Source organism: Streptomyces sp. NBC_01012, from assembly GCF_045162755.1.
Taxonomy (GTDB): domain Bacteria; phylum Actinomycetota; class Actinomycetes; order Streptomycetales; family Streptomycetaceae; genus Streptomyces.
In genome coordinates, this window is sequence record NZ_CP108688.1 from 7,556,791 (window position 1) to 7,582,229 (window position 25,439).

Here is a 25,439-nt window from a genome sequence, read left to right on the forward strand (position 1 = left end):
CACAGGACCCATCGCAAGCCCGTAAGGGGGGACCCGGTCACGCCTCGACGCGGGCCACCAGCACGCAGGCGTCATCGAGCCGTTCGCCGGTTCCGAGTTCCTCGACCACGGTCCGTACACAGTCCTGTGCCGTGCGGGCCCGTGCGAACGCGGGCGCCAGTCCCAGAAGCATGTCCTGGCCGGTGTTCCGGTCGCTCGGGTCCCTCAGCCCACCTGTGTACAGCACGAGTACATCGCCCGGCAGCAGATCCACCCGGTCCTGCTCGTAGGTGACCCCGGACGTCGCCCCGAGCAGCACTCCGTCCGGCGCGGGCAGAGGCCGCCCCACTCCGTCGCGGAACAGCAGCGGCGCGGGGTGCCCTGCCTGTGCCCAGACGAGTGTCCCGGTCGCCGGATCGAAGCGGCAGCACACGGCGCTGCCCAGGGCCGGCTGGGCCGAGCATTCGATCAGCTGGTTCAGATGTCCCATGACCGGCCCCGGCTCCACACCTGCCACGGCCATGCCGCGCAGCGCGCCCAGCAGCGTCGCCATGGCCGATGTGGCCGGGATCCCGTGGCCTGTGAGGTCCCCGACGGTGAGCAGGGTCCTGCCGTCAGGGAGTGCGAGCGTGTCGTACCAGTCACCGCCTATGAGGTCGCTCGACCCCGACGGAAGGTAGTGCGTGGCGATGTCCAGGCGGCCCGCGCTCGGACCGGATGCCGGCAGCGAGCCGCTCCACGGCGGAAGGACGGCCTCCTGGAATTCGACCGCCATCCGGTGCTCCACCCGGGCGGTGTGTTCCTGGCGCCGCGCGGTGTCCCAGGTCCTGGCCACGACATGCTGACTGCGCCGCAGCCTGCTGACATCGCGCAGGACCGCCCACATGGAAGCGGTGCAGCCGTCCGCGTCGAGGACGGGCTCGCACATCATGTGCACGGTGCGCGTGGTGCCGTCCGGCAGCAGAATCCGGAATTCGCCGTCTATCGGCCGGCCGTCCACCAGGCAGTCGGTCACCATCGACGTCAGGAGGGGCTGGTCCTCCGGGAGCAGTACCGAGGGCAGCTCGTCCAGGGGCAGTGCTCCTGCCCCCGGGTCCCTGCCGAAGATCTGGTGGAGCTCGTCTGACCAGCTGACCTCGTCGGTGAGCAGATTCCATTCGGCGCTGCCCACCCGGCTGAGGAGCGAGCCCGTCGCCCGGCCGTGCGTCGACGGCTCCTCCGGCGCCGTGGAGAGTTCCGGTGCGGTGGAGTGCTCAGGCGCCGGCTCGGTGGACGCGGGGTGGGAGAAGCCGTCCCTCAGCTGTCCCAGATGTTCGCCGAGGTCGTCGAGCTGATGTACGGCGAGTTCACAGAGCGCCCGCTGCCAGCGCAGCTGAGGATCGTCGTCGTCGATCACGGAGGTGTCGCGCCGCACGGCGTCCACGTCGCCGCGCAGCAGCCGGGTCCGGTCGATCAGGGCATCGACGGCCTCGCGCTCGGGCGGCTCCGGGGCGGGGCGGTCCGCAAACAGATGGGACGGCATCTGGGTACTCCGATACAGGCGGTACAACCGGTTCGTGGGGTGGACCGAACACGACTGTCGCACAGGGGGCGGGGCGTCGTAAGGGGTTTGGCAACACTCGATACGTTCTTGCATCCGGCATATGCCGTCGGCTGGCTGGGGTGCAGGTCCGCCGAACACCCTTGTCCGTGGCGGGGAGTTGACGCAAGTCGCCGGGCGTGTGCCGCTGGGTGCGCGCCCGCGTGCGCGACCTCGCACGGCTCGCGCGGGCCACGATCAGGGCATATGCGGAGTCGCGCGGACGCGTCGATCAGTGACCGGCGTCGAGGGGGGCGTGACCGGTCGACCGAACGTTCGGCTCATCGGTCACCCGCACGTCGGCCATGCGTGCGAAACGGCGTGGGAATGGTGGAGCGGTCGTGCGTGTTCTGTGAATCGGAATCGAAAACGACACCCGTTCCCACCCTGGGGACGAGGTCGGATCGCCTGTCTGGAGGCCCCATGGCACGCAGCGAGACCAGGCCCGTCGTCCTGCTCAGGTCCACGGCCGGAACCGGCCACACCTATGTGACGCGGAAGAACCGGCGCAACGATCCCGATCGTCTGGAACTGCGGAAGTTCGACCCGGCCGCGGGGCGGCATGTCGTCTTCCGTGAGACCCGCTGACGCTCTTCGCCGGTATCCGCCGCCGTCGGCGCCGGCGCCCCTACCTGCGCAGCCGTGGCGCGGATCACAGGAAGGGGGCCGGATTCACAGGAACGGCGGATGGTGGTTTATCGTTCATATATACGTCGGGGTAAAGGACCGAAGACCGCCGCACAGCGGTCGGCCTTCACCTCTGCACACAAGCCGCCCCGGCTGGATTCCCCCGATCCGGCCGGGGCTTCCCCTTGCCGCCGTTCCCGTACGGCCCCCGCCGACATGGTCCGCGCTCACATGGTCCGCGTGAGATCCGCGGCGTAGTGCTCGATGGCGGGCCGGTACCGCCGAACCCGTGTGCTGTCGCTCGTCGTCGCCACCAGGCGCAGCAGGAGCTGCATGGCCTCGTGATGTTCACCGGTGTTGAACAGGGCCATGGACAGGAAGGTCCTCAGCGCCCCGTCGTCCGGGTACTCCGACACGCCGCCCCGCAGCGTCTCGACGGCCTGCCCGAACCTGCCCAGAACGCGATAGGTGCTGCCGAGCCCCAGCAGCGCACCCCGGCGGTCCTCATCGTTGAGGCCCTCGCCCTGCAGGCTCCGCTCGTAGTACGGCACGGCCTCCGCCTCCAGGCCGAGCACATCATGGACCCACGCGGTCTGATAAGCGACGTCCGCCGCGTCGGGGAACGAGGCGGTGAGGGAGAGGAGGCGTTCCCTGGCCTGTTCGGGATGGCCCTGTTCCCGCAGCCGCACCGCTTCCGCCAGCAGTTCGTCCTTCTTCTGTTCGCTCATGCGCACATGGTCGCACCCGGGCCCGGGTGTGGCCGCGAAGGTTGGGGGCATCCGTTCCGCCATGACAGCAGAGGCGGACAGTGGTGTACGACGCAGGGCCCTGGGGCGGTTACTGCTGCGTGTGGCGGCGTTGATCGCGGCGTTCGTGGCGCTGGTCGCGTTCTCCGTGGTCCTGGCGAAGGTGACGCTCACACCGTCCCCCGCGTCGGAGGACCTCGTGGCGTCCAACCTGCGGCCGGGACGGTCCCTGCGGCAGTACGCGCAGGACTACACCTTCCTCGCCGCGTGCAAACAGGCGGGCGGGAATCTTCTGTTGGGCGCCCCGTTCGGCGTGCTGCTGCCGATTCTGGTGCCGCGCCGGCTCCGGATGCTCCGGATGACGCTGCTCACCGTGCTGGTCATGGCGCTCGTCGAGCTCACGCAGGGCGCGCTCGTGGTGGGACGGGCCTTCGACGTCGATGACGTCATCCTCAACACCGCGGGCGCACTGCTGGGTTACGCGTTCGTCGGGCGGCGGGTCAGCCATCGCTACCACACTCTCGCGGCCGAGAAGCCCCCGAAGGGGCGGGCCCCGGCCACGAAGCCCCGGCCTCGGCGGACGAAACCGCTCGGCAAGGGCGCGGCCGGCTCCGCCGCACGCCGGAGCGCGTCCGCGCCGATGGCTCGCGGACGCGCTCTGCGTGACAGGTGGCGCAGTCGTCGGGAGGGCCCGGGCGGGGAAGCACCCGGAGCCCGCCGACGTGGAGCCTAGAGCGCCGGGTAGGCGTTCTTCAGGAGCTCCTGGAACTGGGCCGAGAACCACTTTCCGGAGACCGGGGCGTCGCCCAGGGCCCCGGACGGGTTGTTGCCGTTGCGCTCGTTACCCTCGTAGGTCGGGTCGCACATCCGGTCGAAGCCCTTCCCCTCGTCGTTCGGGATCTCCTCGCTGGAGCCGTCCGACTCCCCCGGGGGCTTCATCCAGACGTACGCGTCGATGCCGGACGCGGGCGCTGCCGTGGGCCGTTCGCCGAGACCGGCTCCGGCCTGGTTGCACCAGTTGCCGAGGTGGATGCGCCGGTCGTAACGCCCACCGTCCACATAGCTGTCGACGCTGCTCTGGTCGCCGGGACCGGTCGGCCGGTCGGCGCCGCCCCAGCCGTTGCGGGAGGTGTCGATCAGCATGCCGATGTCGGAGTTGAATCCGACCGAGACCAGTTCCTGGCGGAAGGCCTGGGCGAAGGACTGCTCGTCCGTGTACTGGTTCCAGTCGACCCACTTCGACTCACGGACCGACTGGCCGTTGACGGTGTCGCCGATGGAGAAGTTGTCCTCCGTCGTCGCACCGTAGTTGGCCGTGTTGACGATGAAGCCGTGGACGTCGTCGACCGTCGCGCCCTCGGTGGTCGCCGCCTCCTGGAAGAGGTTGGCGGACGCGCCGAAGTTGTCGTCCCAGCCGATCCAGCCGTGGTGTCCGGCGTCGATGTAGTTGTAGACGTTGGGCGCGTCGCCGAGCTTGTCGAGCGCGTAGCCCACGCCCTTCTGGTAGTTGCCGTTGGCCTTCATCTCGTCACAGGCCGGGGTGGCCGTGGGACGGTCGCCGGTGTTGGTGACCAGGTTCGGCAGGGAGTCGATCTCGACCGTGGTGACGATGCGCAGATCCGCGTACTTCTCGTCCGCGAAGATGGCCGCGATCGGATCGATGTACTCGCTCTTGTAGCGGTCGATCTCGTCGGGACCGAGCTCGCCGTTGGAGGCGAGCGCCGCGCAGTCACGCCCGGGCAGGTCGTAGATGACGGCCTGGAAGACGAGCTCGCCCGAGCCCTTCTGGGCCAGGGCCTCGTCCAGGTGGTCACGCAGGCTCATTCCGCCGTCGACGCCCTCGATGGCGGCGATGCGGTCGAGCCATACAGCTGTCGGCTGGTCGGCGACCTTGTCGCCACCCGGCTCGGCGGCGGCATTGGCCGACCACTCCGGGTTCACGTAGACGCTCGCGCCGGCGTAGGGGTTGTCGACCAGGGCGGCTGCGGCTGACGCGTGCGCCACCGTCGCGCCGGAGGCACCGAAGGGGGCCGCCGCTGTGGCGGTTCCCGCGGCTGCGGCGACGAGTACGCCCGCCGCTATGAGCGCCATTCTGGATCGGCGCATGGTGGTGCGGCTCGTGCGGCTCATACGAATTCCGTTTCCTCAGCTGTAGAGGGCGCGCAGGTGATCACGCAGCCCGATTCCGTACGGGGTGGGGATACCGTCGTAGTCGCTGATCAAGGACGGGCCGTGATGCGGTTCAGGGTGTGCTCGCCCATCTCGCCTGTGGCGAAGGGGAGTTCGGCCCGACCGGTGCGAGCGGGGGTTCGACCGTCCTCGTCGCACAGTTGGTGGAGCTGTGGGTGTGTCGTGTACCGCGGATGTGTGGGGGGTCAGGTCAAACCGGTACTCCTCTTTCGGGGACACGTGGAGGGGTTCGGGCGTCTTCGACGACGCCCGCCCGCACAGGTGCGCGCCCATGGCTCCGGACGCCCGCGGGCGTTCCGGTGGTGGGGAAGGAGAGATCCGCCGGACCGGTGGAGCCGGTCGGATCCATGGTGCAAGGCGCGCTGTCGAGCCTGCAGAAGCCGGCGCGGGGACCGGTTCCGCTCCGTGCGCGGTGCTGTTCTCCACCGTGCGTACGAGGGCGGATCCGGAAGCCGTGACCGTGGCCGCGAGAGCGCCGCGGCCACACCGGCACTGCTCCGGGGAGCAGCCTGAACAGGTGCGAGATGTGCGGGGGGTGACACATGAGCGACTCCTGACAGATCGGGCGCGCCCCCTACGGCACGTCGACTGGTGGAACCGCTCCCACTGGTGTGGCTTGACGTTAGAGCGTCAAGTGGTGTCGGTCAACATGCCAGTTCAGATCTCTTGGTCTCGAAACAATTCGACTCTTCAAGTCTCTTGACTCTCTTTTTCCCCGTCCCCATGCTGGGAGCGCTCCCACTGCTTCAAGGCTTGTGCTCAGCCCTGCACACCCCCCATATCGCCGAGCCGCGAGGAGGTACTGCGCATGCCATCGGGACGCGTACGGAGACCTTGGTTACCCGGAAGAACGGGCAGAACCGGAGCCCGGAACCAACGCTTGTGGACAGCGTGCGCCGCGGCACTCGCCCTCCCCATGGGCATGACCGCCGCCGCAGGAACACCGGCCCAGGCCGCCGCTGTCGAATGCAGCCTCGACTACAGGGCCGATGACTGGGGTTCGGGCTTCAGCACCGAACTCACCGTCACCAACAGGAGCTCCACCGCCATCGACGGCTGGAGCCTGACCTACGACTACGACGGCAGCCAGAAACTCACCGAAGGCTGGAACGGGACCTGGTCCCAGTCGGGTGACACGGTGACCGTCGAGAACGCGGGCTGGAACAGATCCATCCCGGCCGGAGGCGCGGCCACGACGGGCGCGAGTTTCACCTACACCGGCACCAACTCCGCCCCGACCGCCTTCGCCGTCAACGGCACGGCCTGCGCGAGTGCCCATCAGCCGCCGCTCACGGTCCTCACGGACACGGCGGCCGGCTCCGTCTTCTCCGCCGGAGACGCTGTTCCCCTGGCCGCCACCGCCGTGGCCGCCGACGGTGCGGACATCAGCAAGGTCGAGTTCTACGACGACACCACGCTCCTCGGCACGGACACCACGTCCCCCTACACGTTCGATGCCGAAAAACTGTCCGCGGGCGGCCACTCCCTGTACGCCAGGGCCTATGACAGTCTCGGCGCTTCGGCCGAGTCGGCGCCGGCGGGCATCACCGTCGTCGACGGCCCTGCCGTCGTCGCCACACCCGCCCAACTGGGCGTCCAGCAGGGCGATTCGGCGACCCTCGATGTCTCGCTGTCCACCGCCCCCGACTCGCCCGTCACCGCAACCGTGACGCGGGGGAGCGGGAACTCCGGGCTGAGCGTCAGCGAGGGCACCAGGCTCACCTTCACCCCGTCGAACTGGTCCACCCCTCAGAAGGTGGCCGTCGCGGCCGACGGATCCGGCACGGGTGCGGCGACCTTCACCGTCAAGGCCCCCGGCCACGACAAGGCCGAGGCCACCGTCACCCAGCTCGCGGAGGCGAAGGAGTACGACGCCCGCTTCCTCGATCTGTACGGGAAGATCACCGACCCGGCGAACGGCTACTTCTCCTCGGAGGGAATCCCCTACCACTCCGTCGAGACACTGATCGTGGAGGCTCCCGACCACGGACACGAGACGACATCGGAGGCGTACAGCTATCTGATCTGGCTCCAGGCGATGTACGGGAAGGTCACCGGGGACTGGGAGAAGTTCAACGGCGCATGGGAAACCATGGAGACCTACATGATCCCCACCCACGCCGACCAGCCCACGAACTCCTTCTACGACGCGTCGAAGCCGGCCACCTACGCCCCGGAGCACGACACCCCGAACGAGTATCCGGCCGTACTCGACGGATCGGTGACCTCCGGACAGGACCCGATCGCCTCCGAGCTGAAGAGCGCCTACGGCACCGACGACATCTACGGGATGCACTGGATCCAGGACGTCGACAACGTCTACGGATACGGCAACGCGCCCGGAAAGTGCGCGGCAGGCCCCGACGAGAGCGGGCCGTCCTACATCAACACCTTCCAGCGCGGGCCGCAGGAGTCGGTCTGGGAGACCGTCACCCACCCCACCTGCGACAACTTCACCTACGGCGGGGACAACGGCTACCTGGACCTGTTCACCGGGGACGCCTCCTACGCCCAGCAGTGGAAGTTCACCAACGCTCCGGACGCGGACGCCCGTGCCGTACAGGCGGCCTACTGGGCCGATGCCTGGGCGAAGGAGCAGGGCAAGTGGGACGAGGTCTCGGACACCGTGGGCAAGGCCGCGAAGATGGGCGACTATCTCCGCTACTCCATGTTCGACAAGTACTTCAAGAAGGTCGGCGACTGCGTCGGCCCCACCACCTGCCCCGCAGGCAACGGCAAGGACAGCGCGCACTACCTGATGTCCTGGTACTACGCCTGGGGTGGCGCCACCGACACCTCGGCCGGCTGGTCCTGGCGCATCGGGTCCAGCCACGCCCACGGCGGCTACCAGAACCCGATGGCGGCCTACGCCCTCAGCTCCGTCGCCGACCTCAAGCCCGAGTCGGCCACCGGACAGGACGACTGGGCCAAGAGCCTGGACCGCCAGATGGAGTTCTACCAGTGGCTCCAGTCCGACGAGGGAGCCATAGCGGGTGGCGCGACCAACAGCTGGCAGGGCCGTTACGCCCAGCCTCCGGCCGGCACGCCGGCCTTCTACGGCATGTACTACGACGAGAAGCCCGTCTACCACGACCCGCCGTCCAACCAGTGGTTCGGCTTCCAGGCGTGGTCCATGGAGCGTGTGGCGGAGTACTACCACGAGTCGGGTGACGCCCAGGCCAAGGCCGTGCTCGACAAGTGGGTCGACTGGGCCCTGTCGGAGACGACGATCAACCCGGACGGCACCTACCTCATGCCCTCCACCCTCGAATGGTCGGGCGCGCCCGACACCTGGAACGCGTCGAGCCCCGGGGCGAACTCCGGGCTCCATGTCACGGTCGCCGACTACACCAACGACGTCGGGGTGGCCGGCGCCTACGCGAGGACGCTGACCTACTACGCCGCCGAGTCCGGTGACGCCGAGGCGAAGGCCACGGCCGAAGGCCTGCTCGACGGAATGTGGAGCAACTACCAGGACGACGCGGGGGTCGCGGTTCCCGAGACCCGTGCCGACTACAACCGGTTCGACGACCCGGTGTACGTCCCGAACGGCTGGACGGGGGCGATGCCCAACGGCGACACCGTGGACAACGACTCGACGTTCCTCTCCATCCGTTCGTTCTACGAGGACGACCCGAACTGGTCCAAGGTGCAGGCCTATCTGGACGGCGGGACCGCCCCGGTCTTCACCTACCACCGGTTCTGGGCACAGACCGATGTCGCACTGGCCCTGGGGGCGTACGCGGATCTTCTGGAGTGAGTGACCCCTGGTCCCCCAGGGGCATCGGCCGCCGGTCACGAGCCGGCGGCCGGTGCCCCGCAGGGCCTCGCGCGAGCGGCCGGGGCGGGGCATGATCATGCGATGACATGGACAGCTCCCGAAGCCACCCGCACCGAAGGACCGCTGACCGGCGGTGAGCGCGAGACACTGACCGCCTTCCTGGCGTTCTACCGCAGCACACTGCTGCAGAAGTGCGCCGGCCTGACCGGCAGCCGGCTCGCCGAGCAGACCGTCGAGCCGTCCAGCCTCACCCTGCTCGGTCTGATCCGGCACATGGCCAAGGTGGAGCGCACCTGGTTCCGTGAAGGGCTCGCAGGCCTCTCGTACCCCTCCATGTACGACGCGGAGAAGGGAAAGGACGCGGACTTCGACGACCTCTCGCCGGACCGCGCGGCCGATGACTACGCCCGTCTCGTCGAGGAGATCCGCCTCGCCGACGAGGCGGCGGCAGGCGTGCCGCTCGACACCACCTTCACCCGGCGCGGCACCGTCTACTCGCTGCGCACGGTGTACGTCCACATGATCGCCGAATACGCCCGCCACATCGGCCACGCCGATCTGCTGAGGGAGCGGCTGGACGGTGCCACCGGTGCCTGAGAGCGCCCAACAGGGCGCGCATGTACGGGATATGGCGTAGTTCCCGTCACCCTGGCGGACTGAAATCCCGGGACCCGGTCACACGGAAGACATGACGTCCACCGGCGTAACGACAGACAGCACCGAAGAACCCGGCCACAGCGGCACACAGCCCCGCCGCGCCCGCGCCCGCGGATGCCTGCCGTTCGCGGGCGTGTGCGCCGCGGCGCTGGTCCTGCTGTTCCTGGGCTCCCGGCTCAGCCTGCTGCCGGGGCTGGGCGGACTCTTCGGTGAGGAGACCACCGACCGCTCCGGCCCCGCCGTGCTCAAGTCCGTCCAGGACATGAGCGCGTACGAGGCGGCCTCCGGCAACTTCCAGGTCGTCGTCGACCTGGAGAAGGACACCAAGTTCCTGCCCGACGCCGTCCGGGGGACCCGGACGCTGTACGTCGGCGCGGGCACCGTCAGGGCCTCCGTCGACCTCGGAAAGGTCGGGGCCGAAGGGGTGAAGGTCAACGAGGACCGTACGGAGGCCGAACTCGTCCTGCCGCACGCCGTGCTGGGCAAGCCCGCCCTTGACCCGGACCGCTCCTACGCCGTGTCCAAGCAGCGTGGCCTCCTCGACCGGCTCGGCGACTTCTTCTCCGACAACCCCGGCAGTGAACAGGCGGTCAACAAGCTGGCGGTGCAGAACATCGGCAAGGCCGCCGAGGAGAGCGGTCTGACGAAGCGCGCGGAGAAGAACACCACATCCATGCTCCGAGGTCTGCTCGGGTCGCTCGGCTTCGAGAAGGTCACCGTCCGCTACGCCGATCCGGCCGGCTGACCCGACGGCCCGCCGCCCCGCCCGCAGGGGACCGGCGGGTCTGCGCCACACTCGCCTCAGTGAACGGTCGCCCCATCGACCGTCAGGATCCGGAGAGTGATGACGATGACCGCCGAGACCACGCAACGCTTCAGGGCCGCCGTCGAGAAGAGCGACCGGGCGGCGCTGGAGGAGCTGTTCACCGAGGACGTACGCCTCTACAGCCCCGTGAAGTTCACACCGTTCGAGGGCAGGCCGATGGTGCTCGGTCTCTTCGGCGTACTCCTGCGCACCTTCGAGGACTTCCGCTACGTCGGGCAGTTCGAGGGCGAGGCCGCCACCAGCGCGCAGGGCGTCCAGGAGCCCTCGGAGATCCTGCTGTTCAGGGCGAAGGTGGACGGCAAGGAGATCCATGGGATCGATCTGCTGCAGTTCGGCGAGGACGGGCGGATCAACGAGTTCACCGTGATGGTCCGCCCGATGTCCGCGGTCCAGGCACTGGGCGAGGCCGTCCTGCGAGGGCTCGCCGAAGACGGTCTCGTGCCGGACGGAACAGCCCACTGACCGGACGCCGCCCGGCCGGTCCGTTCCGGCCGGGCGGCGAACGGCATGGCGCAACCGCGCTACGGAGCCGGTCGGTTACCTTACGTGAGATCGCCGAGCACTTACCGGTATCCGAGGGGACCTCCGAATGAACCGTATCCGCACCGCACTTGCCGCGATGGGCATCGCGGCCGGCCTGGTGACCGCGCCCACCGCGAGCGCCGCACCCCAGGAGGACAGCCGCACGACGGCGGCCGTCCGCCACGATCCCTGCACGGGTGAATACCTCGGGGACGCGCGGCTCGGCCCCCAGTGGCTGCCCTCCACGAAGCAGGCACCCGTCGGCCCGCTGCTCAAGGGGTACCGGCGCACGGGCAGCCTGTCTCCCTCCGCCTTCCTGCACAAGTACTGGGAGGGGCCGGCCGGCACGGGCAGCTGGAAGTACCCGCCCAACGACGGCTTCGCCGAGGTCAACGGTGAGATCGACAAGGAGCCGGCGAAGCTGCGCACCGGCCAGCGCCTGGACCGCTTCGGATCGGAGTACGGCGGCTACCTCGCGCCGGCCGGCGACGCCTACAAGGAGCGGGCCCTGCCGCCGCAGAACCTCAACACCCGTGAGACCGACGTGCCTTGTGATTACCACGTCTACAAGGTCACCAAGCCGTTCTGGGTCTGGCAGGGCGGCATCGCACCCTGGTTCGAGCAGCCCGGCGGAGGCCGGCAGATCAAGCTCGACGCGGTCTTCCTCGACCCGGGTGCGGGCCAGCGGCTCAATGTGAAGTGGCTGCTGGACCACGCCTATCTCACCGCCGTGGGCGCGTAGCACCGCCATGGACCGCCGGGAACTGCGCGCCGCGCTGCACGCGGCCGGCGTGGCCGACGGCTACTACCGCATCGAGGGCGTCCATGAACCGGTCCCCACACCACCCGACTTCCTGTTCCTGAGGGAAGCGCCCGACGGGGTGTGGGAGACCGGAGCCTTTGAGCGCGGTACGTACGAGGTGATCGCCCGGCACCCGGACGAGTCGGCGGCCTGCGCACATCTCCTGCGCCTGCTCGGCTGAGAGGCAAGGCGGGTCTCAGGGCGCAGCGGGTTTGCCGTAACGGCAAGTTCGCTTGGCCGGTGGTGGTGGGGCGCCGAATGATGGACAGGTGCCGACAGGCCGAGAGAGACCGAGGAGAGCCATGCGACAGCCCACCCCCGAACCCTCCACCACCGTCCCCGGGGCGGTCCACCGGCTCGTGGACGTCCCCGGCGGCCGGATCCACCTGCTGGAACAGGGCACGGGCCCGCTCGTCCTCATGGTCCACGGCTTCCCCGAGACCTCGTACTCCTGGCGCCACCAGCTCTCCGCCGTCGCCGCGGCGGGCTTCCGCGCGGTCGCCGTCGACGTACGCGGCTACGGGCGCTCCTCGGCCCCCGCCGCCGTGGACGCCTACCGGATGACGGCCCATGTGGCCGACAACGTCGGTGTCGTGCACGCCCTGGGGGAGGAGACGGCTACGGTCATCGGCCACGACTGGGGCTCACCCATCGCGGCGAACAGCGCCCTGCTGCGGCCCGACATGTTCACGGCCGTGGCCATGCTCAGCGTCCCCTACGCCCCCTGGAACGCGGTCCGGCCGACCGACGGCTTCGCCCGTATCGGCGGGAGCGAGGAGTTCTACGTCAGCTACTTCCAACAGCCGGGCCGCGCCGAGGCGGAGATCGAACCCGATGTACGCGGGTGGCTGGCAGGGCTCTACACCTCGCTCTCCGGCGACACCATGCCGCCGCCGGGCGCGGACAGTCCCTTCTTCGTGCCCGAGGGGGCGGCCATGCGCGACCGCTTCACCGGCGGTGCCCTGCCGTCCTGGCTCACCGCGCGGGAGCTGGACGTCTACAGCACCGAGTTCGAGAGGACCGGCCTGACCGGCGCGCTCAACCGCTACCGGAACGTCGACCGTGACTGGGAGGACCTGGCCGTCTGGGACGGAGCCCGTCTCGCCTGCCCCGCGCTCTTCATCGGAGGCGCCCTCGACTCCTCCACCACCTGGATGGCGGACGCCATCGCCGACTACCCGACGACGCTTCCCGGCCTGGTCTCCTCGCACATCCTGGAAGGCTGCGGACACTGGATCCAGCAGGAACGCGCCGATGAGGTCAACGCCCTGCTGACGACGTGGCTGCGCACCGTGCACCCGTGACAGCCGCGTGTCGAAGTCGGGGCCCCGTCCGCGGACCGGCCATGGTGGGCGTATGAACAGTGCAGGCATTCTCGCCGATGCGTTCGAACGCATCCATGAAGCGGTGCACGCCGCGGTCGAGGGTCTTCCGCCCGAGGACCTCAACGCCAGGATCGACGACGACGCGAATTCCATCGCCTGGCTCGTGTGGCACCTCGCGCGCGTCCAGGACGATCATGTCGCCGACGCGGCGGGCATCGAACAGGTCTGGTTCGCGAAGGGCTGGGCGTCCCGCTTCGAGCTGCCCCTGGAGGAGGGCTCGACCGGTTACGGCCACAGCAGTGCGCAGGTGGGTTCCGTGACGGTGGGGTCGGGCGACCTCCTCCTCGGCTACCTGGACGCCGTGAACGAGCAGACCCTCGGCTTCGTCCGGGGCCTCGACGGCCGGTCCCTGGACCGTGTCGTGGACGACGCCTGGTCGCCGCCGGTGACGCTCGGTGTGCGGCTGATCAGCGTCATCGCCGACGACCTGCAGCACGCAGGTCAGGCGGCGTTCGTCCGCGGGGCTCTCGAGCGTCGTCGGTGATCCGCGGATCCGGTGCGCGCGTAGCGCCCCGGACTCGTACCGACCACACGCTTGAAGTGCCGGGAGAAGTGTGACTGGTCGTAGAACCCGACCGAGGCCGCGACCTCCGGCGCGCGCATCCCGCCGAGCAGCAGCCGACGGGCGAGATCCACGCGGCGCCCTGTCAGGTACTGGTGGGGGGCCAGGCCGAACTCCCGGCTGAACGCCCGTACCAGGTGGGCGTGATGGCTGTGCAGACGGTCCGCCGCCTCGCGCAGCGTCAGCCCTTCCACGACGTGTTCGTCCAGCAGATCCCTCAGCGCGTACGCGACCCGGCGGTCGGGCACCTGGGGGGCGGGGGCCACCTCGTCGCGCAGGTGCCCGGCGAGGCGTTCGGAGACGAGCGCGAGGCGGCTCTGCGCCTCCAGCTCGTCATCGGGGCGTTCGAGCGTCCGGTGGAGCTGGTCGACACGCAGCCGCAGCCGAGGATCCCGCAGCACCGGCCGGTCGACCGCACGCCCGACGAGATCCGCGTCGATCTGCCCGGTGTTCAGATAGAGGACGCGCTTGCGGAACCCTCCGGGGGTCGCGGCGTCGCCGTTGTGCGGGACGTGCGGCGGCAGCAGCGTCACCACCGAGCTGGGCGCCCCGTGCTCATGGCGGTCCAGGTCGTAGCGGACCATTCCCTCGTCCACCAGGAGCAGCGTCCACGCGTCGTGCGTGTGCATGGGATACACGTGGTCGGGGAAGTGTGCGTGGAAGACCTCGTCGATCCCTTCGACCCGCGGACGCCACGCGGTGATTTCCGGACATGCACCCATGGGCGAAGCGTACAAGAGCGCACGGGGCCGAAACGGCGTGCAAACTTCGTACAAGACGGCAGCGCACCGTGCTCGGCAGACTCCTGTCATGACCGACGACAACAACGCACCCGTACGCTTCGACACCAAGATCGCTGTGCTGCTCCGCGACGACCTCGAGACCTGGCAGCGCCTCAACGTCACCGCCTTCCTGGTCAGCGGCCTCGGCACACAGGTGCCCGAGGTGATCGGCGAACCGTACGCCGATGCCGACGACACCCCGTACCTGCCCATGTTCCGGCAGCCCGTTCTCGTGTTCGAAGGGTCGAAGGAGCTGCTGACGACCGCGCACACCAAGGCGGTCAACAGGGGAGCGACACTGGCCGTGTTCACCTCGGACCTCTTCGCGACCGGTCATGACAAGGCCAACAGGGCAGCTGTCCGAGCGGTGCGCAGGGACGGGATGGACCTGGTCGGTCTGGCCGTGTTCGGGCCACGCAACGCGGTCGACAAGATCCTCAAGGGCGCGTCCATGCACCCCTGAGCCTCGCCCCGGTGTCATGGTGCGGATACCCGCGGACACACCCGTGCGTGTGACGGTTCGCGGTGCCATACTCGATAACAAGTCCGCTTGACCGGCTTGTCATTGTCCGAAAGGCGACGCGTCATGAACTGGGCATCGTGGACCACCCTCGGTGTCTTCGCGGGAACCGGCGGAGTGCGCACCGAAGAGGTAGGTGTCGTGAGCGGTGATCTCACCGTGCACACGACTTGGACCGAGAAGCAGGCCGAGGTGGCCGTTCAGTACAGCGGTGCCTCGGACTGGTTCACACTGGCCGGCAGTCCGGTGCCGTGCCCGTCGGAGGAAGAGAGCAGAGCCCTTCATCAGAGCGTCGTCGAGGCGGTACGCGCCGGCGGTGGAGCCACGGTTCCGGCTCCGTACTCCGTGGCGTGACCGAAGGGGCGGCGCCGCCGCCCTTCAGCCTGCCGCGAAGCGCACCACATACCGGCGCTGCCACGGCGTCTCGACGGCCTTGGGGTGATAGTTCCGACGGACGTGGGCGACAGCTTGCTCCGCCGGGACGCCGTCCAGCACGGCCAGGCACGCAAGGGCGGTGCCGGTCCGCCCCCGGCCGCCCCCGCACGCGACCTCGGCGCGTTCGTACGGAGCTCGGTCCCACACCCGCTCCAGCATGGAGCGCGCCGCGTCCTTGTCGGAGGGCAGACGGAAGTCGGGCCAGCGCAGCCACCACGACTCCCAGGCCACCTGGGGCGGCGGGCCGCCCAGCAGATGGACGGTGAGGGTCGGCTCCGGGCCCGCCGGGAGCGGACGCCGCAGCCCCCGGCCACGGACCAGTCGCCCCGACGGCAGCCGTAGCACGCCCTCGCCCGCAGGATCCCAGGTCTCCGTCATGCACGGCTCCTTCCGTCTCAGCCCTTCGGGGCCCAGCCTCCCGGCCTCAGCTCTTCCGGGCTCGGGCCCAGCTTTCCGGCCTCAGTCCTTCCGGTCGAGGTCCTGCGACAGGAGTGCTGCCAGCTCCTCGACCGCGTCCGGCGCGTCGTCCCCCACGGCTGACAGCACCAGCGAATCACCGTGCTGAGCCGCCAGGGCGAGCACCGAGAGCATGCTACGGGCGTCGACCGGGTCGCCGCCCTCGCGCGCGACGGTGACCTTGACCGGCTGGCGGGCTGCCGCCTGGACGAAGAGTGAGGCGGGGCGGGCGTGCAGGCCGCTACGGGAGCCGACGGAGACGGTGCGCTGGTACACGGGTTCACTCCTGGTGCAGAGAAAATGCGGTTCGGTGGGGGAGGGGATCAGGCGGCCACGGCGACATCGGACCCGTCGCCGGCCGGGGCCACTGCGTCCGGCTTCCGGCGCAGTCCCTTGAGGGTGACGACCAGAGCGGTGGAGACCGCGGTGCCGACGGCGATCGCCAGCAGGTAGAGGAACGGCTCGCCGATGAGCGGGACGACGAACACGCCTCCGTGCGGGGCGCGCAGGGTACAGCCGAACGCCATGGACAGCGCGCCCGTCACCGCTCCGCCGGCCATCACGGACGGGATCACTCGCAGGGGATCCGCCGCGGCGAACGGGATGGCGCCCTCGGTGATGAACGAGGCGCCCAGCACCCAGGCCGCCCTGCCGTTCTCCCGCTCGGTCCCGGTGAACAGCCCCCGGCGCACGGTCGTGGCCAGGGCCATCGCCAGCGGAGGCACCATGCCGGCCGCCATCACCGCGGCCATGACCTTGAGGCTGCCGGGCGTCGGGTCGGCGAGGCCACCGACCGCGAAGGCGTACGCCACCTTGTTCAGCGGGCCACCCATGTCGAAGCACATCATCAGACCGAGGACGACACCGAGGATGACCGCGTTGGAGCCCGAGAGCCCGTTCAGCCAGTCGGTGAGGGCGTTCTGGAGGGAGGCGATCGGCTTGCCGACCACGATGAACATCAGGAAACCGACGACGATCGACGCGAGCAGAGGGATCACCAGCACCGGCATGATGCCGCGCAGCGTGGGATGCACCTTCACGCGCTGGATCGCCATCACCGTCGCACCGGCCAGCAGACCGGCGACCAGGCCGCCGAGGAAGCCCGCGTCGATGGTGAGGGCGATGGCGCCGCCGACGAACCCGGGGACGAGCGCCGGACGGTCCGCCATCCCGTAGGCGATGTACCCCGCCAGCACCGGGACGAGGAAGCCGAAGGCGGCGCTGCCGATCTGGTTGAGCAGAGCGGCCCAGCTGTCGGCCTCGCCCCAGACGAAGTGGTCGGCCACCGACTTCGCGCTCGCGATCTCGTAGCCGCCGATGGCGAACGAGAGGGCGATGAGCAGTCCTCCGGCCGCGACGAACGGCACCATGTAACTGACGCCGGACATCAGATAGGTGCGCAGCCGGACACCGAAGTGCCCCGACGTCCCCGAACCTCCCGCGCCGGGTTCCTCGCGGTTCTCGTGGATCGCGCTGATCTCTCCCCGCTCGGCCTTCCTCCGGGCCTCGGCGATGAGCTCGGCCGGCCGGTTGATCCCGGCCTTCACCCCGGTGTCGACCACCGGCTTGCCGCCGAACCGCGCCTTCTCCCGTACGTCGACGTCGTGCGCCCAGATGACGGCGTCCGCTGCGGCGATCACGGCCGGGTCCAGCCGCTCGAAGCCCGCGGATCCCTGGGTCTCGACATGCAGTTCGACACCCTGGGCGCGCGCGGCGGCCTCCAGCGACTCCGCGGCCATGTAGGTGTGCGCGATTCCCGTGGGACAGGACGTCACGGCGACGATACGGAACGGCTCGGCCGCCTGCGTCTCCTCCGTCTCCTCCTCCGCTTCTTCCGCCTCCTCCGCTTCCGGAGCCGCCGCGGGAGTTTCCTCGCCGCGGATCAGGGCCGCCGCGGCGGCGGGATCGCCCTCCGCGCGCAGCGAGCCGGTGAAGGCGGGGTCCATGAGCCGGCGCGCCAGGCCCGACAGGATGGTGAGGTGATCGTCGTCGGCGCCCGCCGGCGCGGCTATCAGGAAGACCAGATCCGCGGGTCCGTCCGCGGCACCGAAGTCGATGCCGCTCGCGCTGCGTCCGAAAGCCAGCGTGGGTTCGGTGACATGTTCGCTCCGGCAGTGCGGAATGCCGATGCCTCCGTCGAGCCCGGTCGGCATCTGTGCCTCACGGGCCGCCACATCGGCGAGGAATGCGTCGAGGTCGGTGACACGGCCGGCCGCGACCATCCGTTCGGCCAGCGACCGGGCGGCGGCGTTCTTCGTCTCGGCGGACAGATCGAGATCGACCAGGTCCGCGGTGATCAGCTCACTCATCGCGGGGCTCCTTGCTCGGGGACCGCCCGGAGGACGGCGGGGGACGGGGGAGTCGTACGGCTGGACAACAGAGGGACGGCGGTCATGGGGCCGGCTCCGTGAGAACCAGGTCCAGGGGGATGTCGGCGGTGGCCGTCACCGCGGAGGGATCGAGATCGGCCGGGGTCGGCATGACGCTTCCGGGCAGCTGCACCGCGGCGGCGCCGTGCGCCACCGCGGCCGACAGCGCGGCCCGGCCCGTTCCGCCCGCGGACAGGAACCCCGCGAGTGAGGCGTCGCCCGCGCCCACATCGCTGCGGACGGCCTCCACCCGTGCCACGGCGAAGTGCGCGCCCGACGGCTCCACCAGCAGCTGTCCGACGGCACCCAGGCTGGCGAGCACCGACCTGGCGCCGAGCCCGCACAGCTCCTGCGCCGCCTTCAGCGCGTCACCGACCGTGGCGAGCGGACGGCCCACGGCTTCGGCGAGCTCCTGGACGTTCGGCTTGATCACGTCCGGTCGCTCACCCAGCGCGGCGAGCAGCGCCGCCCCGGAGGTGTCCAGCGCGATCCGGACGCCGGCCCGGTGGCTGCGGGCCACCAGCTCGGCGTACCACCGCGGCGGTAGCCCGCGCGGGAGACTTCCACAGCAGGCGATCCAGTCCGCACCGGCCGACCTGTCCCGGACGGTGTCCAGCAGGCGCTCGGCCTCGACGGGGGCGATCTCGGGGCCCGCCGCGTTGACCTTGGTGAGTGTCCCGTCGGGCTCGACGAGGGTGACGTTGATACGGGTGCTGCCGGCGATCGGGACCCCGGCGGCCTCGATGCCGTGCCCCTCGAGCAGCCGCGCCAGCAGCGCGCCCTCGGGGCCGCCCAGCGGCGCGACGGCCACCGTGCGGTGCCCGGCGGCGGCGACCGCCCGGGATACGTTGACGCCCTTGCCGCCGGGATCGACCCGGTCAGCGGTGGCCCGCAGAACGGCGCCACGGGTGAGCCCGGGAAGTTCGTACGTGCGGTCCAGGCTCGGATTGGGAGTGACGGTGAGGATCATGCGCGTACCACTTCCGTGCCCAGGCTCTCGATGGCCCGGGCGTCCTCGGGGCTCAGCCCCGTATCGGTGATCAGCAGGTCGACGTGGGAGAGATCCCCGAAGCGTGCGAAGTGCTCCTGGCCCGACTTCCCCGAGTCGGCCAGGAGCACGACCCTGCGGGCCGCCTCGATCACGGCACGCTTCACGGCGGCCTCGGCCAGGTCAGGGGTGGTCAGGCCGCCATCGGGCGAGAAGCCGTTCGTGGCCAGGAAGACGACGTCCGCGTTGATCTCGGCGTACGCGCTCAGCGCCCAGGCGTCGACGGCCGCCCGGGTGCGGTGGCGGACCCTGCCGCCCACCAGATGCAGTGCGATCTCCGGGTGATCGGACAGCCGGGCGGCCACCGGCAGGGCGTGGGTGACCACGGTGAGGCGCGAGTCGATGGGGACGGCTGCCGCCAGCCTGACGGTCGTCGTCCCGGCGTCGATGATGATGTTGCCCTCGGCGGGGAGCTCGCCCAGAGCGGCTGCGGCGATCCGCTCCTTCTCGTCGGCCGCCACGGTGTCGCGCTCGGCGAGATCGGGCTCGAATCCGAGCCGGCCGGCCGGGATCGCGCCACCGTGCACCCGGCGGAGGAGTCCCGCCCGGTCAAGGGCCTTGAGGTCCCGCCGAACCGTTTCGGCCGTCACTTGGAACAGCTCGGCCAGGGACAGCACGTCGACGCGCCCGCTCTCGCGGGCGATGCGGAGGATCTCTTGCTGCCGCTCCGGTGCGTACATGTGGTTACGTTTCCGTTTCATGCCCGAGTCTGTGGGTTCACCGGCAGACTACGGACACGCTTGGGGAAAGTAAACACATTCGGACGAAGAGTGGGCGTGAACAGACTTCAGTAAGGGCAAGTACGACGGAATCGGAGCCGCTCAGCCGGCTCCGCGCGTGCCCCGCGAGCTCAGCGGCCGTGCCAGCAGGGGCACCCCCAGATCCTGATGGCCGCCGCTCGCCTGCATACGCACCTCGCCGCGTGGACCGATCTCGGCACGCACGATTCCCGTCTCGTCCGCGTAGACCGGATAACCGCCCGCACCGGAACGGGCCGTGAGGTGGACGACGACCGCGTCGTCCTCGGCGCCGCCCGCCTGAAAGATGAGTTCGTAACTCTCCGGGTAATCCATGACGACCTCCCGACCGGGCCTCGGCAGCAGCCGATCGGCCCCTCACCTCCATTGTTTCTCACCGCGGCGCAGGACGCTCCGGGAGCACGGCACGGTGACCATCGGTGACTGCGGATGCGGAAAGGGTGAGGCCGGGTGACCATCATCTGCAAGGGACCGGACGCGTGCTGTCAGCTTCGCACGGCCGCCCGTGACGCCAGGCGGCATCGCCGGCGCGACCGGACTTCGTCGGCGCGGGGCCCACGGGCTCCCGGCCGCCCTGTGGAGAGGAACTGCCGTGCTGATGGCCAATCCCGCGACGCTGCGGAATCTCGTCAAGCGCTACGAGACACTGCGGAGCGCCCATGCATGGCTGGGCACTTCCGAGAGCCGCCGTCAACTCGACGACGTCTCCTACACGCTCTGCGTCACCACGGGGACCAGGACCGTGCCCGACGCACTCGCCGCGGCGGCGGCCCAGTTGCGGGCCGTCCCGGCGGGACAGCCCGCCCCGGTGCAGCCCGCGGTGCAGTTGACCGCCTGACACCGCACAGCCCCCCGGGGAACGGCGCCGGTCCGATCGGACCGGCGCCGTTCCCGTGTCCGGACACCATCGCGCGGCATACCGCCCGCCCACCGTGCCGAATGGGCGGACGGCACCGTCGATCGGGTGACACCCGACGGTCGGACAACATGACTGTTCGCGCGGGCGGCTAGGCATGTGAGCATGAGATTCGAGCCCCGCCGAAACAAGACCGTTTCCCCGCGTACCCGCCGGCTCCGCGTCGCCGGCGGCGCCCTGTGCGCCGCTGCTCTTGCCGCCACCCTCGTGACCGGCTGCGGGCAGGACAGCGGTGACCAGACCTCCGCGTCGACCTCCGAGGCTGCGAAGGTCCTGCCGAACCAGACGACCAGCCCCTCCGGGAGCGTTTCGGGCAGTCCCTCCGAGACAGCGCAGCTGACCGAGGACCAGGCCAAGCGCAAGGAGCTGCTGTCGACCGCCAAGATCACCTTCGACACGGCGGCCACGACGGCCGTCGGTGAGGTGTCGGGCGGCAAGCTGGCCGACCTGGACCTCGCAGGCCTCGACGGCGATGACGCGAGCGGCAGCCCGAGCCCCACCGGCAGCCCCAGCCCCACGGGCAGCCCGACCGAAGGCACGAGCCCGAGCCCCGAGGGCAGCGCGAGTCCGGGTGGTACCGGCAGCCCCAGCCCGAGTGGCAGCGCCGGCGCCCCGAAGTGGGTGGCGAAGGTCGTCGAGGAGGACGGCACCGCCCACGACGTGACCATCGACGCCGTGTCCGGAGAGGTCATCGACTCCTCGCCGGACGCCGACCAGAGCGACGCCGACAAGAAGAAGCTGGCGGACCAGATCTCCAAGGCGACGCAGACGCCCGCCCAGGCGGCCAAGGTCGCCACGGACAAGAAGCAGGGCAAGGTCACCTCGATCGCCCTCGACGAGAACGACAGCGATGTCCTCGTCTGGCAGGTCGACGTGGTCTCCAAGGACTGGAAGAAGACCACCTTCGACGTGGACGCCGCCAAGGGCACCATCACGGACGAGCAGGCCGACGACGACTGATCACAGCACCGACGGACTCACCGGTGGCGGACCGCGACGCGGTCCGCCACCGATGTGCTTTCCCGGTGCGCGCGGGTGTGCCTTCCCGGTGCACCCGGGCCGACGGGACGCCCCGGTTCACCCCGCCGTGTGCACCGTGTCCGCGAGAGCCAGGGTGAACCGCAGCGCGGGCCTGTCCATCAGCGTGATCCCGCCGGCCTCCACGAATCCCGTGCGGGCCAGTACGGCCATCGAACCCGCGTTGTCCGGCGTCGTCCTGGCCCGGAGGGTGGTCAGGCCGTACTCCGTGAAGGCCCGCGCACACACCGCGCGCACCCCTGACGTGGCCAGCCCACGTCCCGCGGCCCGCTCCGCGATCCGATAACCGAGCTCCGCCCAACCGTCCGCGACGTCGACGAGGTTGATCCTGCCCAGCACGGCCCCGTCGTCGTCCGCCAGGATGTGGAAGTGGCACAGCCCCGCCCCCTGTTCCGCCAGTAACTCGGCGTGCCGTGCGTCGAACCCCGCGAAGAAGTCGTCCCCACGGTCCGGGACCGAAGCGGCGAAGTAGGCGCGGTTCTCCTTCTCGAAGGCGAGCAGAGCGGGAGCGTGGTCGGGACGCAGACGTTCGAGGGATGCCATCCGGGGACGGTACTCAGCCGCGGCGCTCGACGCGAGACACTTTTGCCGGAGGGGCCGCCCACGCGGTTCAGGGCGCGATGCCCACGTCCCCGAGACGGCTCCACCTCTTCTCCTGAGCCCTCGTCATCGCGGGCCAGTGCGTCGCACCCGCCCGGGGGTTCACCCGTGAGGCATAGGGGGCGGGGTGGTAGTCAGGACGGAAGAAGCACCCGGTCGCGTACTCGGCGTCGTAGGCGGGGCAGGACGAGGCGACCGAGGCCGCCGTCGGCTTTCGCCCCGTCCGCACCCAGTCGGACAAGGCCGAGACCGCACTGGCGTACTCGGCCTTGCTGAGGCCGCTGTGCTCGCCCTCCTGGGTGAAGGTCTGCACGAGACGACGGTCGCGGTCGGCCCCCTTCAGGCTGTCGCGGTAGGCCGCTTCGTGCTCGACGAAGGCGGTGGGGTCGTCGATGGCGTGCATGGTCAGCACCGGGACCGACACGGCCCCGGTCACATCGCTGTCGTAGGACAGGTCACGACGCGCGGAGGGGTCCGCGGAGAACCGCTCGACCCCTGCGTTCAGCGCGGCGTCGTCGTGCGATCCGCTGTAACGCACATGCTCGTTGCTGAAGGGGCTGCGCATGCCGAGCCGTCCCACGATGTCGCGGAAGGTGAAGGTCGCGAAGGAGAGATGTGATTCGAGGGTCCGCTCGGGAATCCTCGTGACCGCGAGGATGTCGTCCAGGTTCCGCTGCTGCAGGGACGTACGGTCCGCCGGCTCCGAGGCGTAACCCGTGCATTCCTGAAGCCTGGCGCGCAGGCCCGCTCCGGTCATGGTCGAACCCTGGCGCAGTCCCATCCACAACGGGTACGACGGCTCCGACGGACGCGGGTGGTTGTGGCAGTAGTACTGATAGACGACGCGGAGGTCCACACGGTAGTCGTAACCACGCGAACCGCCGGCGAGGACACCGTTCGTGAGGAGGGCGCCGTCGTAGGGCGCGCCGGCCCCGGACCCGTACATCTCGATGGTCTTCGCGGCCACGTTCCCGCCCCAGGACTGCCCGTGGATCAGCGTGGTGCTCGGGCGCCCGAACCTCTCCGTGAACAGCCGGCGCAGGTTCTCCGTGTCCGCGGCGGCCATCCTCGTCCCGTACCCGCCGCGGCGGTACGCCGATCCCGCCCAGGCGTAGCCCTCGTCGACCATGACCGACCAGCGCTCCAGGTCCTCGGCGCTGCGCTGCGGGTCCGACTCCTCGCCCAGGTCGGGTCCGCCGTGGGCGTGCATCACCAGCGTCCCGTTCCAGGTGTGGGGGATCGCGACGGTGTAGTGGGCGCCGTGGGAATCCTGGCCGGAGTAGCACGTCGCCTTCGCCGCCAGATCCCCGGGACAGGGGATCGCGTCCGGCGCTCCGGCAGCCGCCGACGACTGCGCGGGGCCGATGAGACCGGCTGCGAGGATCCCCGCGACACAGCTCGCGGTCACCGCCGCCATCCTTCCGCGTGAACGCCGCCGTCCGGGAAAAGCGATCACGGTGTTGCTCCCTGGCTTCTTGCTCCGATTCATGCGGGCCGATGCTAGCCACGCCCAGGACATGCACCAGAGTGCGCGTCATTGCGTTCATATCGTTTACCGACGACCACCGATCACGCACCTGTACGAGCGGTGACCTCCGCCGCGTTCGCGCGTTGTGCAGGGCATGCCCTCCGCCTCGTCCAGCACGATCCCCGCCACGGCCGCGCCGGTGGTGAAGCCGAAGCCCTTCCTGCTGACGCCCCGCCAGGGTGAGGCCGCCCGCGCGCTCATGGCGTACGTGGCCTCGCTGCCGCTGGAGGGGGCCGATGCGCGGCTCCTCGCGGTCGTCGTCACCATCCGGGCGGCCCGGAGCGGCGTCGGCAACCTCACCGGCCAGGACCTCCGTTCCCTGCGTCTGGCCGACCCGGAGGGCGCGGTCGGTGCCCTCGCCGCTCTGGGCTGGCGGCGTCAGGAGGCCTTGCTCGGCGAGGACCTCGTCACCCCGGTGGGGATCCTGGTGCCTGACCTCTCCGGCAGGCCGGACCCGCCACTGCCCTTCGGCAAGGTCATGCGGTCCAGGGTGTCCGGCTGGACGATGCGGACGATGTCGGCCAAGCCGGTCAGGAAGGCCTCGACCGCCGCGCGGCTGGCCGCGCTCTTCCTGGCCGCCCACGGCCCGGCCGACGGGTACGGCACGCTGCCCGCCGACCTCCCCGACGAGTGCCGGGCCGTTCTGCCCGAACTTCTCGACAAGGGCTTCCTTGCGGAGTCGGACGGTGACCGGTATCTGCTGTCCGAAGCCGTCCGCCATCTGTCGGGCGCACGCCCCCCGTCCGACACCCCGTCCTTGGTGCGCGACGATCCCGAGGCCGGACGGCTGAGCTGGGACGCGTGGAAGGACGGGGCGAGCGTGGCCCTGCGGCGGCATGTCGAGGCGGTCGAACGCTGCCCCGATTGCGCCCTGTCCACGGCCCTGGTCTCGGAGGCCTTCATGCGCAAGGCGGTGCCCGCCCAGTTCGACGAGAAGGTACGCGCGGCCCACGACACCTGGGAGGCCAAGTTTCCCCACCAGGGTCCCGCCGCCGCCGAGTTCGCCGCGGCCTTCCGTGCCTCGCACGGTCACGGACCCTCCGTCAAACAGCTCTGCAAGGGGATGGGCTGGGGGAAGATGTCACGCGAGCTGCGGATCCATGTCATCCGCGGGCTGATCGCCGAGGGGTGGCTGACGAACACCGACCCGGTGCCGTGGACCCTGCGCCCGGGCAGGGCCGCCGCCCGGAAGGGCGTGCCGGGGACATCCGGTGCGACGGCCGCGGTCGTGCGTCCACGCTGAGTACCCTCCGCCCGGGCCGAGTCACGTCCGGCGCCGCCCAACTCGTCGCGTTCGCAGGGTTCAAGGAGCTTGTGCTGGGCATGCCAGGCG

Annotated in this window: 27 protein-coding genes; 15 read left to right on the forward strand and 12 right to left on the reverse strand. The window is 70.1% G+C overall.

What is annotated here, in order from left to right; translation table 11 throughout:
- Window positions 1–37: 37 nt before the first annotated feature.
- The gene (locus tag OG623_RS33670; protein ID WP_406151395.1) at window positions 38–1,501 is read right to left on the reverse strand and encodes a PP2C family protein-serine/threonine phosphatase; all 1,464 of its coding nucleotides are present in this window, start codon (window positions 1,499–1,501) and stop codon (window positions 38–40) included.
- Between the two features lie 480 nt (window positions 1,502–1,981).
- Between OG623_RS33670 and rpmG the strand changes: the two genes are divergently transcribed.
- Entirely contained in the window at window positions 1,982–2,146 is a 165-nt protein-coding gene (gene rpmG / locus OG623_RS33675; RefSeq protein ID WP_406151396.1) for a 50S ribosomal protein L33, read from the forward strand.
- Window positions 2,147–2,412: 266 nt separating this feature from the next.
- Here the strand turns inward: rpmG and OG623_RS33680 are convergent, their stop codons facing one another.
- On the reverse strand, window positions 2,413–2,913 hold the full coding sequence (locus OG623_RS33680) for a tetratricopeptide repeat protein (RefSeq protein WP_406151397.1): 501 nt from the start codon (window positions 2,911–2,913) through the stop codon (window positions 2,413–2,415).
- A 61-nt stretch (window positions 2,914–2,974) separates the two neighbouring features.
- Between OG623_RS33680 and OG623_RS33685 the strand changes: the two genes are divergently transcribed.
- A complete protein-coding gene (locus tag OG623_RS33685; RefSeq protein ID WP_406151398.1) occupies window positions 2,975–3,664 on the forward strand; it encodes a VanZ family protein in 690 nt (229 codons plus the stop codon).
- Here OG623_RS33685 and OG623_RS33690 read toward each other — a convergent pair.
- Window positions 3,661–5,061, reverse strand: a complete 1,401-nt coding sequence (locus tag OG623_RS33690; protein WP_406151399.1) for a glycoside hydrolase family 6 protein — start codon at window positions 5,059–5,061, stop codon at window positions 3,661–3,663. The two genes, OG623_RS33685 and OG623_RS33690, sit on opposite strands and share 4 nt — an antisense overlap.
- 868 nt (window positions 5,062–5,929) lie before the next feature.
- Here OG623_RS33690 and OG623_RS33695 point away from each other — a divergent pair.
- The 8 genes from OG623_RS33695 to OG623_RS33730 all read left to right on the forward strand — a co-directional run bounded on the left by OG623_RS33695 (window position 5,930) and on the right by OG623_RS33730 (window position 13,578).
- A complete protein-coding gene (locus tag OG623_RS33695) occupies window positions 5,930–8,881 on the forward strand; it encodes a glycoside hydrolase family 48 protein (RefSeq protein WP_406151400.1) in 2,952 nt (983 codons plus the stop codon).
- Between the two features lie 102 nt (window positions 8,882–8,983).
- Window positions 8,984–9,499 carry a DinB family protein gene (locus OG623_RS33700; protein WP_406151401.1) on the forward strand — a complete coding sequence of 172 codons (516 nt, stop codon included), beginning with the start codon at window positions 8,984–8,986 and terminating at the stop codon, window positions 9,497–9,499.
- Window positions 9,500–9,590: 91 nt separating this feature from the next.
- Complete coding sequence (locus tag OG623_RS33705; protein ID WP_406151402.1) at window positions 9,591–10,304, forward strand: DUF4230 domain-containing protein; 714 nt, start codon at window positions 9,591–9,593, stop codon at window positions 10,302–10,304.
- A 105-nt stretch (window positions 10,305–10,409) separates the two neighbouring features.
- A complete protein-coding gene (locus OG623_RS33710) occupies window positions 10,410–10,847 on the forward strand; it encodes a nuclear transport factor 2 family protein (RefSeq protein WP_406151403.1) in 438 nt (145 codons plus the stop codon).
- 127 nt (window positions 10,848–10,974) lie between these two features.
- The gene (locus tag OG623_RS33715) at window positions 10,975–11,649 is read left to right on the forward strand and encodes a TNT domain-containing protein (protein ID WP_406151404.1); all 675 of its coding nucleotides are present in this window, start codon (window positions 10,975–10,977) and stop codon (window positions 11,647–11,649) included.
- 7 nt (window positions 11,650–11,656) lie between these two features.
- Window positions 11,657–11,890, forward strand: a complete 234-nt coding sequence (locus tag OG623_RS33720) for a hypothetical protein (RefSeq protein WP_406151405.1) — start codon at window positions 11,657–11,659, stop codon at window positions 11,888–11,890.
- 121 nt (window positions 11,891–12,011) lie between these two features.
- Window positions 12,012–13,013 carry an alpha/beta fold hydrolase gene (locus OG623_RS33725; RefSeq protein WP_406151406.1) on the forward strand — a complete coding sequence of 334 codons (1,002 nt, stop codon included), beginning with the start codon at window positions 12,012–12,014 and terminating at the stop codon, window positions 13,011–13,013.
- A gap of 52 nt (window positions 13,014–13,065) precedes the next feature.
- Window positions 13,066–13,578 (forward strand): DUF664 domain-containing protein, encoded by a 513-nt coding sequence (locus OG623_RS33730; RefSeq protein WP_406151407.1) that lies wholly within the window; start codon window positions 13,066–13,068, stop codon window positions 13,576–13,578.
- On the opposite strand, the gene OG623_RS33735 is transcribed toward OG623_RS33730, so the two are convergent.
- Window positions 13,536–14,378, reverse strand: a complete 843-nt coding sequence (locus OG623_RS33735; RefSeq protein WP_406151408.1) for an AraC family transcriptional regulator — start codon at window positions 14,376–14,378, stop codon at window positions 13,536–13,538. The two genes, OG623_RS33730 and OG623_RS33735, sit on opposite strands and share 43 nt — an antisense overlap.
- Window positions 14,379–14,466: 88 nt before the next feature.
- Between OG623_RS33735 and OG623_RS33740 the strand changes: the two genes are divergently transcribed.
- Together OG623_RS33740 and OG623_RS33745 are read left to right on the forward strand one after the other, a co-directional pair.
- Window positions 14,467–14,901: a DUF2000 family protein gene (locus tag OG623_RS33740; RefSeq protein WP_406151409.1), complete on the forward strand. Its 435-nt coding sequence runs from the start codon at window positions 14,467–14,469 to the stop codon at window positions 14,899–14,901.
- A 123-nt stretch (window positions 14,902–15,024) separates the two neighbouring features.
- Complete coding sequence (locus OG623_RS33745) at window positions 15,025–15,312, forward strand: hypothetical protein (protein WP_406151410.1); 288 nt, start codon at window positions 15,025–15,027, stop codon at window positions 15,310–15,312.
- 24 nt (window positions 15,313–15,336) lie between these two features.
- Here the strand turns inward: OG623_RS33745 and OG623_RS33750 are convergent, their stop codons facing one another.
- The 6 genes from OG623_RS33750 to OG623_RS33775 form a co-directional block, all read right to left on the reverse strand.
- A complete protein-coding gene (locus tag OG623_RS33750; RefSeq protein WP_406151411.1) occupies window positions 15,337–15,771 on the reverse strand; it encodes a protein-tyrosine phosphatase family protein in 435 nt (144 codons plus the stop codon).
- Between the two features lie 81 nt (window positions 15,772–15,852).
- Window positions 15,853–16,125 carry an HPr family phosphocarrier protein gene (locus OG623_RS33755; RefSeq protein ID WP_406151412.1) on the reverse strand — a complete coding sequence of 91 codons (273 nt, stop codon included), beginning with the start codon at window positions 16,123–16,125 and terminating at the stop codon, window positions 15,853–15,855.
- Between the two features lie 47 nt (window positions 16,126–16,172).
- Window positions 16,173–18,158 (reverse strand): fructose-specific PTS transporter subunit EIIC, encoded by a 1,986-nt coding sequence (locus OG623_RS33760; RefSeq protein ID WP_406151413.1) that lies wholly within the window; start codon window positions 18,156–18,158, stop codon window positions 16,173–16,175.
- An 82-nt stretch (window positions 18,159–18,240) separates the two neighbouring features.
- Window positions 18,241–19,188: a 1-phosphofructokinase gene (pfkB, locus tag OG623_RS33765; RefSeq protein WP_406151414.1), complete on the reverse strand. Its 948-nt coding sequence runs from the start codon at window positions 19,186–19,188 to the stop codon at window positions 18,241–18,243.
- A complete protein-coding gene (locus OG623_RS33770; RefSeq protein WP_406152117.1) occupies window positions 19,185–19,946 on the reverse strand; it encodes a DeoR/GlpR family DNA-binding transcription regulator in 762 nt (253 codons plus the stop codon). The genes pfkB and OG623_RS33770 overlap by 4 nt, the downstream gene beginning before the upstream one ends.
- 141 nt (window positions 19,947–20,087) lie before the next feature.
- The gene (locus tag OG623_RS33775; RefSeq protein WP_406151415.1) at window positions 20,088–20,339 is read right to left on the reverse strand and encodes a DUF6296 family protein; all 252 of its coding nucleotides are present in this window, start codon (window positions 20,337–20,339) and stop codon (window positions 20,088–20,090) included.
- Between the two features lie 277 nt (window positions 20,340–20,616).
- Between OG623_RS33775 and OG623_RS33780 the strand changes: the two genes are divergently transcribed.
- Both OG623_RS33780 and OG623_RS33785 read left to right on the forward strand, forming a co-directional pair.
- On the forward strand, window positions 20,617–20,862 hold the full coding sequence (locus tag OG623_RS33780) for a DUF5133 domain-containing protein (RefSeq protein ID WP_406151416.1): 246 nt from the start codon (window positions 20,617–20,619) through the stop codon (window positions 20,860–20,862).
- Window positions 20,863–21,045: 183 nt separating this feature from the next.
- Window positions 21,046–21,900, forward strand: a complete 855-nt coding sequence (locus tag OG623_RS33785) for a PepSY domain-containing protein (protein WP_406151417.1) — start codon at window positions 21,046–21,048, stop codon at window positions 21,898–21,900.
- 117 nt (window positions 21,901–22,017) lie between these two features.
- Here the strand turns inward: OG623_RS33785 and OG623_RS33790 are convergent, their stop codons facing one another.
- Window positions 22,018–22,521 (reverse strand): GNAT family N-acetyltransferase, encoded by a 504-nt coding sequence (locus OG623_RS33790; RefSeq protein WP_406151418.1) that lies wholly within the window; start codon window positions 22,519–22,521, stop codon window positions 22,018–22,020.
- Between the two features lie 67 nt (window positions 22,522–22,588).
- Window positions 22,589–23,995 carry a hypothetical protein gene (locus OG623_RS33795; protein ID WP_406152118.1) on the reverse strand — a complete coding sequence of 469 codons (1,407 nt, stop codon included), beginning with the start codon at window positions 23,993–23,995 and terminating at the stop codon, window positions 22,589–22,591.
- A gap of 196 nt (window positions 23,996–24,191) precedes the next feature.
- On the opposite strand from OG623_RS33795, the gene OG623_RS33800 reads away from it, so the two are divergent.
- Window positions 24,192–25,349 carry a hypothetical protein gene (locus OG623_RS33800; protein WP_406151419.1) on the forward strand — a complete coding sequence of 386 codons (1,158 nt, stop codon included), beginning with the start codon at window positions 24,192–24,194 and terminating at the stop codon, window positions 25,347–25,349.
- Window positions 25,350–25,439 lie beyond the last annotated feature (90 nt).

Bases quoted from the DNA above. Each gene is read 5' to 3' on its own strand.
- rpmG (WP_406151396.1), top strand. From the start codon at position 1,982: ATGGCACGCAGCGAGACCAGGCCCGTCGTCCTGCTCAGGTCCACGGCC.
- OG623_RS33745 (WP_406151410.1), top strand. From the start codon at position 15,025: ATGAACTGGGCATCGTGGACCACCCTCGGTGTCTTCGCGGGAACCGGC.
- OG623_RS33770 (WP_406152117.1), bottom strand. From the start codon at position 19,946: ATGTACGCACCGGAGCGGCAGCAAGAGATCCTCCGCATCGCCCGCGAG.
- pfkB (WP_406151414.1), bottom strand. From the start codon at position 19,188: ATGATCCTCACCGTCACTCCCAATCCGAGCCTGGACCGCACGTACGAA.
- OG623_RS33710 (WP_406151403.1), top strand. From the start codon at position 10,410: ATGACCGCCGAGACCACGCAACGCTTCAGGGCCGCCGTCGAGAAGAGC.
- OG623_RS33690 (WP_406151399.1), bottom strand. From the start codon at position 5,061: ATGAGCCGCACGAGCCGCACCACCATGCGCCGATCCAGAATGGCGCTC.
- OG623_RS33760 (WP_406151413.1), bottom strand. From the start codon at position 18,158: ATGAGTGAGCTGATCACCGCGGACCTGGTCGATCTCGATCTGTCCGCC.
- OG623_RS33685 (WP_406151398.1), top strand. From the start codon at position 2,975: ATGACAGCAGAGGCGGACAGTGGTGTACGACGCAGGGCCCTGGGGCGG.
- OG623_RS33680 (WP_406151397.1), bottom strand. From the start codon at position 2,913: ATGAGCGAACAGAAGAAGGACGAACTGCTGGCGGAAGCGGTGCGGCTG.
- OG623_RS33720 (WP_406151405.1), top strand. From the start codon at position 11,657: ATGGACCGCCGGGAACTGCGCGCCGCGCTGCACGCGGCCGGCGTGGCC.
- OG623_RS33790 (WP_406151418.1), bottom strand. From the start codon at position 22,521: ATGGCATCCCTCGAACGTCTGCGTCCCGACCACGCTCCCGCTCTGCTC.
- OG623_RS33725 (WP_406151406.1), top strand. From the start codon at position 12,012: ATGCGACAGCCCACCCCCGAACCCTCCACCACCGTCCCCGGGGCGGTC.
- OG623_RS33740 (WP_406151409.1), top strand. From the start codon at position 14,467: ATGACCGACGACAACAACGCACCCGTACGCTTCGACACCAAGATCGCT.
- OG623_RS33695 (WP_406151400.1), top strand. From the start codon at position 5,930: ATGCCATCGGGACGCGTACGGAGACCTTGGTTACCCGGAAGAACGGGC.
- OG623_RS33730 (WP_406151407.1), top strand. From the start codon at position 13,066: ATGAACAGTGCAGGCATTCTCGCCGATGCGTTCGAACGCATCCATGAA.
- OG623_RS33735 (WP_406151408.1), bottom strand. From the start codon at position 14,378: ATGGGTGCATGTCCGGAAATCACCGCGTGGCGTCCGCGGGTCGAAGGG.
- OG623_RS33670 (WP_406151395.1), bottom strand. From the start codon at position 1,501: ATGCCGTCCCATCTGTTTGCGGACCGCCCCGCCCCGGAGCCGCCCGAG.
- OG623_RS33775 (WP_406151415.1), bottom strand. From the start codon at position 20,339: ATGGATTACCCGGAGAGTTACGAACTCATCTTTCAGGCGGGCGGCGCC.
- OG623_RS33705 (WP_406151402.1), top strand. From the start codon at position 9,591: ATGACGTCCACCGGCGTAACGACAGACAGCACCGAAGAACCCGGCCAC.
- OG623_RS33715 (WP_406151404.1), top strand. From the start codon at position 10,975: ATGAACCGTATCCGCACCGCACTTGCCGCGATGGGCATCGCGGCCGGC.
- OG623_RS33795 (WP_406152118.1), bottom strand. From the start codon at position 23,995: ATGGCGGCGGTGACCGCGAGCTGTGTCGCGGGGATCCTCGCAGCCGGT.
- OG623_RS33785 (WP_406151417.1), top strand. From the start codon at position 21,046: ATGAGATTCGAGCCCCGCCGAAACAAGACCGTTTCCCCGCGTACCCGC.
- OG623_RS33750 (WP_406151411.1), bottom strand. From the start codon at position 15,771: ATGACGGAGACCTGGGATCCTGCGGGCGAGGGCGTGCTACGGCTGCCG.
- OG623_RS33700 (WP_406151401.1), top strand. From the start codon at position 8,984: ATGACATGGACAGCTCCCGAAGCCACCCGCACCGAAGGACCGCTGACC.